Origin of the sequence: Spiroplasma tabanidicola, assembly GCF_009730595.1 — a bacterium.
GTDB classification, from domain to species: Bacteria; Bacillota_I; Bacilli_A; order Mycoplasmatales; family Mycoplasmataceae; genus Spiroplasma_A; species Spiroplasma_A tabanidicola.
In genome coordinates, this window is sequence record NZ_CP046276.1 from 90,001 (window position 1) to 105,605 (window position 15,605).

Below are 15,605 nucleotides of genomic sequence, written 5' to 3' on the forward strand. Positions count from 1 at the left end.
TAAATTGCTTTTAAAAAGCATAGTTGTATAATTAGATTAACAAATAAATGATAAATGGATATAGGGACTTTACTTATGAAAAGACTGTTTAATTTATTAGGAATAACAACTTTAATATCAAGTACGTGCACTTTGTCAATTGCTTGTCATCCAAAAGCTATGTCACTAAACAAATTAATTAATAAAGATCTTGGGGAAATATTTGGAGATGATGAAATTCCAAGCTTACAAGAAATTGTGCAAGCAATAAACGAAAAAAACGAAGGTCTAAATTTAACTATAGATCAAGTGGAATTTGAATCTGAACCAACAACAAATGAAGCAGTTATAAAAGCAGTTTATTTAGCAACTACTTTTACAGGTAAAACTCAAATAACTTATAATTATTCACAAAACTTTATAAAAAAAGATTTATCAACTTTAAATGGAGAAATTTTAAATCCAAGTAATCCTACACAAGAAACCGCAGTTGATGTTGCAATTAATCTAATAAAAGAAAAACTTGAAGTTGATTTACAACAAGATATAGACTTTATTGTCGAAACTGATTTTAAACCTGCTTCTCTAGAAACAAGTGGAAAAATTACTTTAAGTTCAAAATCTGAAAGTAAAAAACTAATTGCAAATAAATCTGCAACATTTGAAATTACATATAACGAAAACAGAAAAGATTTATCAACCTTAGATAATGAAGTTTTAGATCCAGCTAATCCATCTTTAATTTCTGCAATTGATGTTGTAGTTGCTTTAATTAAACAAAAACTTGAAGTTAATGTACAACAAGATATTGATTTTACAATTAGTAAAGAAGATTTTAAACCAGCAAGTTCAAAAGGGAATGGTTCATTAAAAGTTGTGGCAAAAGAAGGAAGTCAAAAATTAATAGAAAATAAATCTGCAACATTTAGTTTAAATTACAATGAAAATAGAAAAGACTTATCAACAATTGATGGGGCAAATCTAAACTTAGTCCCTGAAGATAATTCAAAACCAAGCGCATTAAAAGCAGCTATTGATAAAGTTAAAGATGTATTAAAAGTTGATGTTACTGAAAATACAGACTTCACATTAGATCAATTTAATCCAGCTTCTTTAGAAAAATCAGGAACTTTAAAAATTACAGCAAAAGAAGAAAGTTCAAAATTAATTGAAAATAAATCTGTAACATTTAGTTTAACTTATGCTGTTATTAAAAAAGATTTATCTGATATTAAAGGAGATAGTTTAATATTAAAACCAATTGATAACTCAAGAGATAACGCAATAAAAGCAGCCGTGAAAAGAATAAGTGAAGTATTAGGACTTGAAACTATTGAAGGACAAGATTTTGAAGTCAATAATTTTAGTCCATCAAAATCTAGCAATCAAGGAGAACTTATAGTTAAGGCTTTAGAAAAAAGTACAAAATTGATTGCAAATAAAACAGCAAAATTTGATTTAGATTATAGCAAAGAAAAAGTGGATATATCAAAAATTCAAGGTGAAGATTTAAAATTAAAACCTACTGACAATAAAAAAGAAGAAGCAATTAACTCTGCTATTGCAAAAATAAAAGCAGTTCTTGGAGTTGATGTTCAAAACGATGTTGACTTTACAATTGGAGGAAGTGATTATAATCCAGCAACATGATCGCAAGAAGGTTCATTGAAAGTAACTTCAAAAGAAGAAAGTGATGCATTAATTGGAAATAAAACAGCAACATTTAGTTTAACTTATGTTGAAAAACGTGCTGACTTAACAAAAATTCAAGGTGAAAATTTAGAGTTAAGTCCAGTTGATAATTCAAAAACCGAGGCTGTAAATGAAGCTATAAAAAAAATAAAAGAAGTATTAAAAGTTGATGTAAAAGAAAATACAGATTTTAAAGTAGATAGTTTTAATGGAGCTACTCCTAATGGTAAAGGTATTTTAAAAATAACTTCAATAAACAATAGTCAATATTTAGTAAATGAAAAACATTCAACGTTTAGTACAAATTATGTTGATATAAGAGTTGATTTAAACGATTTAAATATACCAAGTGCTGAACAAGGAAAAACAAATGGAAATAATGAAAAAATTGATAAATATGATGCTTTAAATATAATCAATCAAAAAATAGCAGAACAATTTAAAAAAGGTCAAAATTATTTATCTCTAGATACAGATGTTAATATCGAAGTAGATGCTTCATGAATATCAGTTACTCCAAAAACGGGGTCTTCAAAAATAAAAGGGGATATGAAGAAATTTCAATATCAATATAAACAAATTTATTTTGAAATGAACTCTTTAGAAGAGTCCGATAACTTCGTTGTAAAAGGTGAAACAATAACAATTAAAGAAGCAGATAATAAAGATACATATAAATTTAAATTGGTTTGAAAAGGAAAAGATATTGACCAAACAGTTGGATTTTGTGGAAAACCATCTGTTGATAGTCAAAATAGCAATAATGAATATTTTCAAGTAGAATATGACTCAAACTCATTAGATAATTCAGATGTTTATAGTAAAAAATATCATGTAATATATATTAAAAATGTAAAAAAGGCATTTAGTGAACCAAAAGAATTTTGAACAATTTTAGGAACTTTTAAAATAAGTGTTAAATTAGTAGTTAATGAAATAACATAAAAACATAATTTATTTTATCATCTAAGGGGGGAACAAAAATGAAAAAAGTAGTATTTATTATTTTTGGTTTATCATTATCTATTTCATTGATGCCAAATTTAACTTCATGTATAAAATTACCAAGTAAAATTGATATAAACGATATTTTGATAAAAGATTTAGGAGAAATTAAAGGCAAAGATTTTTTACCCAACTTAAAAGACCTTGTGACAGCATTAAACTATTTAAACAAAAACTTAGATTTAAAAAAAGAAATTGTTGAGTTTGAATCAACACCAACAGTTAGTCAAGCAACTATAAATGTAAAATCTGATGCTACAAAATTTTTTGGATCAGCTGAATTAAGTTATGATTATAAATTAGAAAATAAAATAAGTTTATCACAAATTATGGGAAGTAATTTGAACCTAGATACAGAAAGTTCTGAGAAAGAAGTATTAATTTTTGCTGTAAAAGAAAAAATTAAAACAAGATTAAATGTAGAAGTTAAAGAAGGTTTAGATTTTATGGTTGATGAATCTGATGTTGGTCAAAAAACACAGGAATATAATGGTTCATTTAAAATTAAAACACTAGAATCAAGTCCTTACTTAATCGCAAATGAAGATTTAGTTTTCAAATACAAATTATAATAAATAATGTTATAAACTTAAAAGATTATGATTTTAAAGCTTTTAAGTTTTTTGTTTAGAAAATTTATTTTTTATTTTTAAATATATATAATATATATGTATAAAAGGAGAAAAAAAATGAAAAAATTATTAAGTGTATTAGGAGCTATAGGCTTAGTTTCTGCATCATCAAGTGTTGCAATAGCATGTAACAAAAAAGAAAAAGAAGTAGAAAAAATTGATTTAGCAACATTACCAATAAAAGAGTTAGGTGAAATTGAAGGAAGTGATTATGTTGTATCAATTGGAGATCTTGTACGTGCTATAAATACAACAATTGGAAATGAAAGTATGCATTTAGATCAAGTAGATGTTCAGTTTGATGGTGATGTTTCATGATCAAAAGCTACATTGAAAGCATCTAATAATTCAACACTTTATAAAGGGAGTGTTGAATTAACATACAAATTTGCAAAACAATTGGTTGTTGATACAGAAAATAATCAAGATATTGATAATGCAAGATCAATATTAAAAAAACATAATATGGTTAATGAAGATTTTACATGAAAAGAAACATTTAAAGATACTGATGAATTTTCAGAAGGTAATGTAAATTATGGAAAATTTGATGGAAAATGTTTAGAAGGAACAGAACCTGAATTACCTGAATCAGAAGCAACAAGTTCAATTGAAACTATATTTAATGAATTAAAAGTAGTATTTACAGATACTAAAAATTTAGAACATTTGGACAACAAAAATAAAATAGTATATTTCTTTTCTGCAAGAGCAAATGCAGGAGATAAAAAAGTAACTTTATTTTTAGTAAAAGGAATTGTTGTTAAATCTGGTGAAAAAACAAATTATAGTTTTACAACTATAAATAGAACAACCTTTGATTTAAAAATTCTTGGAGGAAGTAACTAAAATAATTTTTGATATTTAAGCATAAAATTTAAAATAAGCAAAATGTTCTTAGAATTCTAAGAACATTTTTTTTATAAATTTTTTAAAAAAATAAAAATTTTACTTGCCTTAACCTAAGGTTAATGTTTTATTATTAAAACATAAGGAAGTGAAAAGATATGAACAAAAAATGGTGATTTTCAGATTATGATGGAACAATATTAATTGATTCAATCAAAGGAGTTACAAAAAAAGATTGAGACTTTATTAATAAATGAATAAAAGATGGTAATAACTTTGTAATTGCATCTGGAAGAAATAGAGATGATGTAAAAAGTATTTTAAAAGAAGCTAATTTAAATTACAATTATTTGATAACAAATAATGGGGCTATGGTTCATGATAAAAATGACAATATTATATTGCATAGAGTAATACCAATGGATGTTAGAAAAGATATTTTAAAATTAATTGAAAAATGGATGGATAAAGTTGGTATTGAACTTTGTTTTGGAAATGAAAGCATGATAGTTTCAATTTTAAAAGAAAAAAGAAAAGATGTAGAACCAGATCAACTTTTTGAAAAGATATGGACATTTAAACCAAATGTTAATAAAGATTTTCAAGATCAAGTTTTAAAAGATTTAAATTTAGATACAGTTAAGTTTTTTAGTTATTATGAAGATTTAGAAGCAATAGAAAATGATTTTAAAAAACTAAATAATACAAGATATATGCAAACATATTATTTTGTTTTAGAACTTACTAATAAAGATACTTCAAAACTAGATGGAATAAAACAAATTCAAAATATTTATAACATTGATGAAAAAGATATTTATACAACTGGAGATGGAGAAAATGATGTAGAAATGTTAAAAGGATTTCAAAATTCATTTGCAATTGAATCAGGAAATAAAAAAGCATTAGCAGCTGGAAAACATATTATAAAAGCTGTTAATGAATTACAAAATTATATTTAAGAAAGGAAAGTTGGTATGGAAAAAAAACTATATGTAAGTGAAATTGCAAAACAGTTTAACTTAACAGAAAATACAATAAGGTTTTATGAGAAAAAAGGATTAATGCCTTATATGAAAAGAGATAAAAATAATTATCGCTATATTTTAGAAGATGATGTTAAATGATTTGATACAGTTATATGTCTTAAAAAAACAGGAATGTCAATTTTAGAAATTAAAGAATATATTAAACTTGCTGAAAAAGGAAATGTTACAGCAGCAAAGCGTTTAGAAATGATTGTCAATCAAAAAAAAGTTGTTAATGAACAATTAGAGTTTTTAAAAAAACAATTAGGATTTTTAGATTATAAAATTGAATATTACAACAATATTTTAGAAAAAGAAAATAAAGGAGAATAGAAAAAATGAGAGCAGTATTTGGAAGTAAAAAACCTGGAAAAGTAGCAGAGTTAAGAGAAGTTGAAAAACCAACAGTAATAAAAGATGATGAAGTTTTAGTAAAAACTTTATATTGTAGTTTGTGTCATAGTGATTTAAGTTTAGCTAAAGGTGATTGAGGAGAAGTTTCTGATAGTAGTGTTGGACATGAATCATTAGGAGAAGTTGTGCAAGTTGGTGCTAATGTAAAAGACTTAAAAGTAGGAGATTATGTAGCTGGTCCTGCAGGTTTAAGAGGGGCATGTCAAAAATGTAAATATTGTTTACGTGGAGAAGAAGTATTTTGTGATGAAGTAGTTTTCACAGGTCAAAGAGGATATGGAACTATGCAAGATTATACAGTTGAAAAAGCTGCATATAGTATTAAAGTTCCTAAGGATACTGATTTAGCAGCAGCATGTATAATTACTTGTGCAGGTATTACAGTTTACAAAGGATTTAAGTTAGCAAATCCAATTAAAGGAGACACAGTTGCGATTTTTGGAATTGGTGGATTAGGAAATGTAGCAATTGAATATGCAAAAAATGTTTTTGGTTTAAAAGTAATTGCAGTTGGATCTAATGAAAAAAGTTTAGAAATTGCAAAACAAAAAGGTGCAGATTTAATTATTAATTGAAAACAAGATGATGTAGATAAAAAAATTAAAGATTTTACAAATGGAGTTGGTTTAGATTTAGCAATGGTAACTAGTTCAACATTACCTCAGTTTGAATTAGCTTATAGAAATTTAGGAAAGCTTGGTAAACTTTGTTCAATTGGATTGCCAGCAGGAAAATTAGAAACTGATATTTTAGATATTACTTTAGGACAAAAAATGGTTTATGGATCATTAGTTGGAACACGTCAAGATTTAAGAGAAGCACTTGAAGCTTTATATGAGAAAAAAGTAAATCCAGATTTTGAAGTAAAATCAATTAATGAAGCAGAAAAATATTTTGAACTAATGGATCAAAATAAATTACATACTAGAATTGTATTTGACTTAACTAAATAACCGATTGGTTATTTTTTTATGTAAAAAGAGTGCTATAATGAAAGCAAATGAGTTTTTTAAAGGAGTTTAATGGAATCAATTGTAGGAAAGCTATGATCAGTAGCTAATAGAGGGGATAGTAATACATATAAATTAATTGCAAAAAAATTAAATGACTGTTTTATTGATAGTATTTTTCCTTCTCAAAGAGAATTATCTAGTATGTGTTTTTGTTCTATTTCTACAATAACTCAATTTTCTAAAAGCATTGGCTTAGAAGGTTATAGAGAACTTATAGTAAGGTTAAAGGTTGAGCTAGAAAGATTTAATTTCAATTCTAAAAAAGACAATAATAACATTAATAATAATTTTGATACAGTTACTTTTATTAAAAGATGATTAGATTTAAATAAAGATTTTATTAATAAATTAACAAATAAGATTAAATTATATAAAAAAATAACTTTATTATGTAGTTATCATTTAATTGATATAAATTCCTATTTAAAAAAAATAACTAAAAAAATGAATGTAGAAATCAATATAATAGATTTAACTTCAGAACTTTTTAAATATAGAACTTATGAAAAAGATAACACTGTAAACTTAGCAATAATATCTGGATTCGACAATGAATCACTATGTTCAATTTACTTACCATATTTTTTAACAAGCTTTGAAAATGCATTTTTATTAATATCACATTCTCAACATGAAAAAATTATAAATTTAACTAATTCAAATGTAATGTTTTGAAGTTTTTATGGTGATGATTCTAGTTATGAAAAAAGATTTTTAGCGTTGATTCTTATTTTTAATTTAATATTTGAGGAATACTCCAACTAAAAAACTACTTTTGTATGAGCGAAGTACTTCTGTGTTTTCTTATTAATTTCTTAAAAGTTTCATAATATAAATATGAAAGGATGAGAAAAATGAGAAAAAGCTTAAAAATATATTCTCCGGTTAATGGAGAAATAAAAAAAATCGAAGATTCAATTGATGAAGTTTTCAAATCTAAGGCTCTTGGAGATGGTTTCGTTATAATACCTTTAGAAAATGAATTTGTTTCACCATTTGAAGAAGCAATTGTCAAAATGGTTTTTCCAACTAAACACGCATATGGTTTTTTAGTAGATGATTTAAATTTTTTAATTCATTGTGGTATGGACACAGTCAAATTAGAAGGTTCTTCTTTTATAAGCTATATTAATGTTGACCAAAACTTAAAAAAAGGAAATAAAATATTTAAAGCTGATTTAGAAATAATAAAAGAAAATAATTTGTCTATTGAAACTCCAATAGTATTTGAAGTACAGGAAATAGAAAACTATAATTTTAAAACTTTAAATTTAGGAAAAGTAAAAAAAGGTGATTTAGTTTGTGAAATAGAATATTCTTTAAAAGAAATTCAAGAAAATCAAGAAAATCAAGAACTTACTTTAAAATCATTTAAATCTAAATATGAATTAGCTGCAGAACAATTTGTAGAAGCTGTTGGTGGAAAAAATAATTTTAGCGAAGTTTATAATTGCATGACTAGATTAAGATTTGCAATTGTAGAAAAAGAAAAAGTGGATACTGACAGTATTAAAAAAAATAAATTAGTAAAAGGTATTGTATGAAATGGCTTAGAATTACAAGTTATAATTGGCGGAGAATGTTATAAATTAAAAGATGAAATACTAAATATGGATAAAAAAACCGAAGATTTTGGTAAAAGAGTAGGCATAAAACCACCTTTACAAAAAAGAATATTAGGAGCTGTTGCAGGTATTATGACTCCAAGTATTCCTGTTATAATGGCTAGTGGTATTTTGAGTGTTATTTACGCACTAACTAATCAATCTCACATAACTAAGGACTTATCAAATGGTGTAGAAGGGGCAGATGCTTTAAGTTTAATTTTATTTATAATGAGCAAAGTAGGGTTAACACTAGTGGGAGTATTCTTTTGTATAAATACAGTTAAATTTTTTGGAGGTAATCCGTTAGCGGGAGCTTTAATTGCATTAGCTTTAATATCTAGATTTTATTTTTCTACAGGAGAATCAGATTCTAATGCTTATCAAGCGGGTCATTACATAAGCAATGCAAAATTTGGAGTTCAAGGATGATATTTATTTAGCATTGCTGATTATCCAATAGTTATAAAGTCTTATGAAGGTAGTGTTCTCCCGTTTATAGTCGCAGGTATTATAGTCGCATATTTAGATAAGTGAGTTAAAACTTGAATGCCTTCAAGTTTAGATGTTGTTTTTAGATATGGTATTGTGTTAATAGTAACAACATTGTCAATATTATTATTTTTAGGACCTTTATTATCATTAATAGAATATGGTATGGCGCAATTTATTTTCTTAATTGAAGATCTACCTATTGGGTTAGGTGTTGCAATATTTGCATTTTTATGACAACCATTAGTATTAACTGGTGTTCATGTGGCAGTTATAATGACAATAATGATTCCTTTTTATACAGGTATACCAAGTTTAATGCTAACTGGTTCTGCTTTAGGAGTATGGGGTCAAGTTGGTGCAGGTTTAGGCGTTGGTTTAGTAACAAAAAATAAAAATCTTAAAAGTGCTGTATACGGAGCCTTACCAGGTGGATTGTTTGGTATAACCGAACCAATTATATATGGTGTTACATTGCCCAAAGGAAAACCATTTTTAATGGGATGTATAGCAGCAGGAATAACAGGAATATTAGCAGGAGTTTTAGATGTAAAAACCGAAGTTCCAGCAGGTCAAGGTATATTTGCAATTTTAGGATATGTTGGATTTAAACATCAAGCATTAGCGGTTTTAGTTAGAGTTGTATCAATAGGATTGGGAACATTGTTAAGTGCCGTAACTTATCGAGAAAGACTAAAAGAAGATAGATATTCAAGAAATGTTACAAGAAAATTAAAAAAACTAATTGAAAAAGTTAATAAAGAATTATTAGTAAAATATAATGAAAATTTAAATAATATAGATCAAGAAGTAAAAAACTCTAAAAAAATACTCGCTCAATATAATAAATATGTGATTAGCATGTCAATTATTGAGAGTAAAATCATATCAACAGAGCAAAAAGAGGAAAAAAACAAAAAAAGATTATATAAAAAAGCTGTATCTTTAATAAAATCTAAAAATACTTCACCAGAATTTTTAGAAACACGAAAAGATTTTATAAAAAAATATAATGAATACAATTTGGATAATATAAAAAATGAGTTGGATGATAAAAAAAATGATTTAAACAACTCTAATAAAGAAATGTTAGAAAAATACAAAAATGTTGTAGAAAAAATCGTCAACTCATCTTCTAGCTTAGTTTCTGATATATCACAAGATTTAAAAATTATGGATGCAACTACATATGCAAATGGTTATTGAAATGCAATTCATAGTGTTGAAATTGGTTTTGGATATGAAGACTTAAAAAAATATGGTTTATCAAAAGAAACAAAAAGAAAAATAAAAGGAGAAATAAAAAATGTACAAATTTAAAAAAGAAAACTTTTTATGAGGTGGTGCAACTGCAGCAAGTCAAGTTGAAGGTGCATGAAACTTAAATAATAAATCTTTAACTATTTCCGAAATGCGTCCATTTATAAAAAATTTAGATAGAAAAAATATTAAAGATGTATTAGACATATCAAAAGAAAATTATTTAAAATCAATCGAAAATAAAGACAATTTACATTATCCAAAAAGATTTGGTGTTGATTTTTATCATAGATATAAAGAAGATATAAAATTATTTAAAGAATGTCATTTAGGTATTTATAGACTTTCTATGGCATGGGCAAGAATATTTCCAAATGGAGATGATGAAAAACCAAATGAAGCAGGCTTAAAATTTTATAGAGATGTATTTGAAGAATGCAAAAAAAACAATATTAAAATAATGGTTACAATTAATCATTTTGACTTACCATATCCTATTATTGAAAAATATGGAGGATGAGTAAATAAAAAAGTTACTGATCTATATTTAAAATATGCAGTTACTATTTTTAAGGAATTTAAAGATATTGTTGATTATTGATTGCCATTTAATGAAATTAATGTTGCAATATGATCTGGTGTTACTGGATTAGGAATTTTTAGAGAAGATTATAAAAGTAATAAATTATATTTGGAGGCTTGCTATCAGGGATTGCACAATCAGTTTTATGCACAAGCTAAATTTATAGAAGAAGCAAAAAATATTTCTCATGAAGCTAAAATTGGTTGTATGGTTGCAAACTCTACAAACTATCCATTAAACTGCGATCCTAAAAATGTTAGAGAGTGTCAAAGATTACAACAAATACACAGATTTTTCTTTTATGACTTGATGGTTTATGGAAGTTATCCAAGTTACATAAATAGATTTTTTAAGGAAAATAATATAAATTTAGAAATCAAAAAAAATGAAATGGAAACTATAAAAAATAACAAGATCGACTTTATATCATTTAGCTATTATGCGACTGGAACTATTTCATTAGATGAAAGTGATAAAACAGAATCAAATTTAACAATTGCTGGCAAAAATCCTTATTTAAAAGCAACTGACTGAGGTTGACATATTGATTCAATAGGAATAAGAATAACAATTAATGAAATTTGAGACAAATATCATTTACCTATATTTATTTCAGAAAATGGTATTGGTGTTTTAGAAAAACTAAATGAGCAAAATACAATCGAAGATGATTATAGAATTGATTATCTAAAAGAACATATGATTCAAATTGGTGAAGCAATTGAAGATGGTTGTGATGTATTTGGATACACTATGTGAACTCCAATAGATGTTGTTTCTGCAGGAACAAATGAAATGTCAAAAAGATATGGAATGATTTATGTTGATTATGATGACTTTCATAACGGAACTGGAAATAGATATTTAAAAAAATCTTATCACTGATTTAAAAAATTTAGAGAAACAAATTTACTTTAAAAAAATAGTTTTATATTTTATAACTAATGAGAAAAATAATTATTATTGAATTGTAAAATAAATTTTACTGCTCAACATAATTATTTTTTTATTTAAAATATAATAAATATAAAGACAAGAATATGTATGTAGTGATTTAGCCAATAGATTTGAATCAAACTTGAATAAAAAATTAAAAAATTTCAACAAAGAAATCTGAGATTGAATAAAAATTTTAATAGAAACTTATCTAAATTATACGATTTTTATTATGAAGTAATAAAGTTAATTGGAGTAGAAAACTTTAATGTAAAAATTACTGATATAGAAATATTAGAAAAATGTCTCTATAAATTAAATTTACATATTAATAGAGTTGATAATTAAAGTGTTGAGTTTTACTTCAGAAAATAAGAATGGACTTCTCAAAGTATTTTGAAAAAAATAATAGTAGTGAGAAAAGTATATTCTTTTATAATCTTTGTATCGTTTTAGATTTTTTTGTTTATATAAATACAACTGAGTTATGTTTAAATTTTTAAAAAAATAGAGTTGAGATTTTTAGAAGACATCAAAACATCTTTTTATATAATAACAACAAATTATATAAATTATGCTGATGCCCTATATTATATATGAAAAAAATATAAAGGAATTTATACAACAAAAATAAATGTATGTAAAGTTCATGGTGAATTTCAAACTGAAATAGATTTTTTGCAAATATTCAAATAAATTTAAAAACAAAAAAAATCTTGACCTGCATTTGAATATATATGTATACAAGAAAAGCTTGACAAATCCAATACAATAAATTTTTTATTTTTGGTTTAAATATGATAAAGGACAAAACTTAATTTTAAATATAATTAAAGTTGCATGTGTAACAAATGTTATTAATTTATATAAATTTTTTAAATAACTAAAGAGATAAATTATAAAGGATTTTAATTATTTAAAAATGCAGAATAATGAAGTTAAAGACTTATTTTGCTCTTTAGATAAGCTGAAAAATAAAAGTATAAATAAATATGGTCTAGATATAGAAAGTTTTATGTATGATAAATTAACAACCCTTTAAAATAAACTTTCATAATAATACAAATAAAAAAATCGACGTAATTTTAAAACCGTTTTTAAAAATTCAAATAAGAATTATTTAAAAAAATGTTTATATGAAATTTAAAAACCTGATTAATTTAACTTATAATTAAAATATAAAAGGAAGTATAAATTATGAAGTGATGATTTTCAGATTATGATGGAACAATTAATTTACAACATGATGATTCAATTGATCCAAGAGATTTAGATTTTATTAACAGATGAATTAAAAACAATAATGCATTTGCAATAGCAACAGGAAGAATGGTAAGCGAAGTCCAAGAAGTTTTAGCAAAAAATAATGTACCATACAATTATATTATTTGTAACAATGGTGCAATGGTTTATGAAAAAGATAAAGGTGTAATTGTAGAAACTCCAATTCCACTTGAGTATCGAAAAGATATTATAGAGGTTTTAGATAAACTAAGAGATAAATATATTTTAGGATACTGCTTATTAGATCAAAGAAAAGATTATGCAAAACCTTATTTGGAAGAAATTGATAGTAATCCATTCTTATCTAAGTATGCTCCTAAAAAAAATAATTATGAAATAGGTAAAAAAGATATTTTAGAAAATAAAGATGTAAATTTAATTTATGTGTATGTAAATAAAGATGAAGCAATTGAAATGAGAACTTTTTTAGAAAAACAATTACCTTTTTTAAAAGTAGTAAGAACTCATATTAATGTTATTGAAATAATGCAAAAAGATGTTTCAAAAGCACATGGAATTTTAGAAATACAAAAACTAAAAGGTTTCAAAATGGAAGATGTTATTACAAGTGGTGATGGAGAAAATGATATTGAAATGCTTGCTTTAACTAAAAACTCATTTACAATGAAACACCATCAACCTGGTGTAAGAGAACATGCTGAATATGAAATAAATAATGTTTTTGAAATCGAAGACATTTTAAATTTTGATTTAACTTAATTTTATTTATATTTAATAAGAAACTACTAATTACTAATATTTTCATAAATAATATATAATAATTTAGGAAAAGGAGAAATATAATGAAGAAATTGTTAATTATTTTAGGAGCAATGGGATTAGTTGCTACATCATCAAGTGTTGCAATCGCATGTAACAAAGAAAATAATAGTAGTGAAAAAACTGATTTATCTACATTGCCAATAAAAGAATTAGGAACTATTAATGGTGCCGAAGACAAACCTACATTAGAAGACCTTGTAAAAGCTATTAATAATGTAAACAGTAATTACAATTTAAGCATTGGAGAAGTTTCTTATGACGGACAACCAACTTTATCAAAAGCAAGATTAAAAGCAAGTACAAATGCAAAAAAATTTAAAGGTACTGTGGATATAACATATACTTTTAAAAAAGAAGAAAGTCAAACACCAGGAAGTACAGTTGAAAATTTAACTTATGCTCAAAGTAAATCAAAAGTTGATGTTATTAATTTATTTAAAAATGAAAATTATAACTTGATTAATGATCAAAATAAATGAACAAAAAATTATGCAGATACAGAAGCTAGCAAAATTGAAGATGATAATAATATTTTAAATTATGGAGCTTATCAGGGAAGCTTAATCGATTCAGAAAAAATAACAGAAGAAAATAAAACTAGAGAAAATGAACACAATGTATTTAATGAAATAAAAGTATTTTTTAATCAATCTAAAGATTTAAATCACTTAAATCAAGACGCTAAACAAGCGTATATCTTTACAGCAAAAGCAAATGCAGAAGATTCTAAGTTTATTATTTTTCTTATTGAAGCAAAATGAACAGTTGAAAATGAAAAAAGCAAAACAACAACTAATTTTGTTTTTACAACTTTAAATCAATTAGAAATAATAATAAGTTAATATTTAAAGTAAAAGTAGTTTTAAGAAAAACTTAATATAAAAAAAAACAAAGAATAGACAAACTTAAAGAGACCAAAAATATCTTATGATATTTGGTTTCTTTTTTATTATATAAATAATTTTGTAAATTATTTCTTTTAATAATAAATTCATCAAACAATTATTTAAACTCTATAATGCTTTTAAATTCACTTCCATATTCTGCAAAAAAACAATCTTTGTATCAGCCATTTAAAGCTTCTTTTGGTGCATTATGTTTAAATCCAGCTTTAGATATTGATAAAACTAAATTTGAACATGAACTAATTACATCTTTTACTGCATATGATGCATTTGCAGTTCCTCTATCAGTTTGAAGTATTGTAAAATCTACTTTGTATTTGGTTATAACTTTTATTACTTCTTAATTGTTTTTGCAACAAATTTTGAGTTTTCACTTGAAGAAAAATTATAAGCAATCATATCTCTGTTATATCAATTATATGCAAACTCACCAAGTAATTTAACTTTTTACCTTTAATTATAAGGTCTAAATATGAACCATCTATTCCAACTTTTTGTAAATTATATTGAGTACTAAAATCTTTTTAATTAAATCCGGCACGACATTACCTCTTTAAAGATTTTGTCTTTTATGTTCTCTATTAATTTTTGCTAAATTTACTAACTTGTTATTTGTAATTCATTTATTATCTTATAACTAATATTAACTTTAAACTCATCATTTATTCAAGAACTAACTTTTCTAGAAACAGATGAACCATTTTTTTCTGTAAACTTATTTATTAAATCAATTGTTTGATCATTATATTTTCTTTTTAATTATATTGTTTTATTCTTTAAAAGTTCTTCTTTATTTTTATTTTTTCATTTAGCATAATTAGAAAAATTGACAAATAGAGCTTCACATTTATCTTTCATATTTAGATCACTAGACTCATCAAAATAAATCACATTATATGCATTGTTTTTTTCATGCCTTCTTACTTGTTTGTATCTTCATTTGAGTTTTCGATAAATTCATGCAAGAAGGCATGCGCTTTTCCAAAAACTCAATTTTTGCCTTATCTTTTAACTTTTCTTTTTTAAGTTTGTTTAATTCTTTTTCAAGTTTCTTATTTTCATCTTTAAGCAATTTATTTTCAATGTCTTTTTTCATATAAATATTAACCTCACAAAGCGAATAATTTAATTCGCTTTCTAATTCAT

The 15,605-nt window shown here is 24.6% G+C and carries 13 protein-coding genes; 12 read left to right on the forward strand and 1 reads right to left on the reverse strand.

The genetic code is table 4. From position 1 onward, the window contains the following. Positions 1-75: 75 nt before the first annotated feature. From STABA_RS00485 to STABA_RS00540, 12 genes are all read left to right on the forward strand, one after another. On the forward strand, positions 76-2,616 hold the full coding sequence (locus STABA_RS00485) for a hypothetical protein (protein ID WP_156005441.1): 2,541 nt from the start codon (positions 76-78) through the stop codon (positions 2,614-2,616). A gap of 38 nt (positions 2,617-2,654) precedes the next feature. Beyond that, positions 2,655-3,248, forward strand: a complete 594-nt coding sequence (locus tag STABA_RS00490; RefSeq protein ID WP_156005443.1) for a hypothetical protein — start codon at positions 2,655-2,657, stop codon at positions 3,246-3,248. 117 nt (positions 3,249-3,365) lie between these two features. Beyond that, positions 3,366-4,157, forward strand: coding sequence for a lipoprotein (locus STABA_RS00495; RefSeq protein WP_156005445.1), 792 nt, complete (start codon positions 3,366-3,368; stop codon positions 4,155-4,157). 158 nt (positions 4,158-4,315) lie between these two features. After that, complete coding sequence (locus tag STABA_RS00500) at positions 4,316-5,119, forward strand: HAD-IIB family hydrolase (RefSeq protein WP_156005447.1); 804 nt, start codon at positions 4,316-4,318, stop codon at positions 5,117-5,119. Positions 5,120-5,134: 15 nt separating this feature from the next. After that, positions 5,135-5,518 carry a MerR family transcriptional regulator gene (locus STABA_RS00505; RefSeq protein WP_156005449.1) on the forward strand — a complete coding sequence of 128 codons (384 nt, stop codon included), beginning with the start codon at positions 5,135-5,137 and terminating at the stop codon, positions 5,516-5,518. Between the two features lie 5 nt (positions 5,519-5,523). Then, positions 5,524-6,552, forward strand: coding sequence for an alcohol dehydrogenase catalytic domain-containing protein (locus STABA_RS00510; RefSeq protein ID WP_156005451.1), 1,029 nt, complete (start codon positions 5,524-5,526; stop codon positions 6,550-6,552). Positions 6,553-6,621: 69 nt separating this feature from the next. Next, the gene (locus STABA_RS00515) at positions 6,622-7,377 is read left to right on the forward strand and encodes a MurR/RpiR family transcriptional regulator (protein WP_156005453.1); all 756 of its coding nucleotides are present in this window, start codon (positions 6,622-6,624) and stop codon (positions 7,375-7,377) included. An 89-nt stretch (positions 7,378-7,466) separates the two neighbouring features. Continuing rightward, a complete protein-coding gene (locus STABA_RS00520; protein ID WP_170264663.1) occupies positions 7,467-10,028 on the forward strand; it encodes a glucose PTS transporter subunit IIA in 2,562 nt (853 codons plus the stop codon). Further along, positions 10,015-11,469 carry a glycoside hydrolase family 1 protein gene (locus STABA_RS00525; protein ID WP_156005457.1) on the forward strand — a complete coding sequence of 485 codons (1,455 nt, stop codon included), beginning with the start codon at positions 10,015-10,017 and terminating at the stop codon, positions 11,467-11,469. The genes STABA_RS00520 and STABA_RS00525 overlap by 14 nt, the downstream gene beginning before the upstream one ends. Positions 11,470-12,684: 1,215 nt before the next feature. Next, complete coding sequence (locus tag STABA_RS00530) at positions 12,685-13,491, forward strand: Cof-type HAD-IIB family hydrolase (RefSeq protein ID WP_156005459.1); 807 nt, start codon at positions 12,685-12,687, stop codon at positions 13,489-13,491. 83 nt (positions 13,492-13,574) lie between these two features. Continuing rightward, the gene (locus tag STABA_RS00535; RefSeq protein WP_156005461.1) at positions 13,575-14,396 is read left to right on the forward strand and encodes a lipoprotein; all 822 of its coding nucleotides are present in this window, start codon (positions 13,575-13,577) and stop codon (positions 14,394-14,396) included. 176 nt (positions 14,397-14,572) lie between these two features. Then, positions 14,573-14,803 carry a hypothetical protein gene (locus STABA_RS00540; RefSeq protein WP_156005463.1) on the forward strand — a complete coding sequence of 77 codons (231 nt, stop codon included), beginning with the start codon at positions 14,573-14,575 and terminating at the stop codon, positions 14,801-14,803. Between the two features lie 548 nt (positions 14,804-15,351). Here STABA_RS00540 and STABA_RS00545 read toward each other — a convergent pair. Next, the gene (locus tag STABA_RS00545) at positions 15,352-15,555 is read right to left on the reverse strand and encodes a hypothetical protein (RefSeq protein ID WP_156005465.1); all 204 of its coding nucleotides are present in this window, start codon (positions 15,553-15,555) and stop codon (positions 15,352-15,354) included. Between the last annotated feature and the right edge of the window lie 50 nt (positions 15,556-15,605).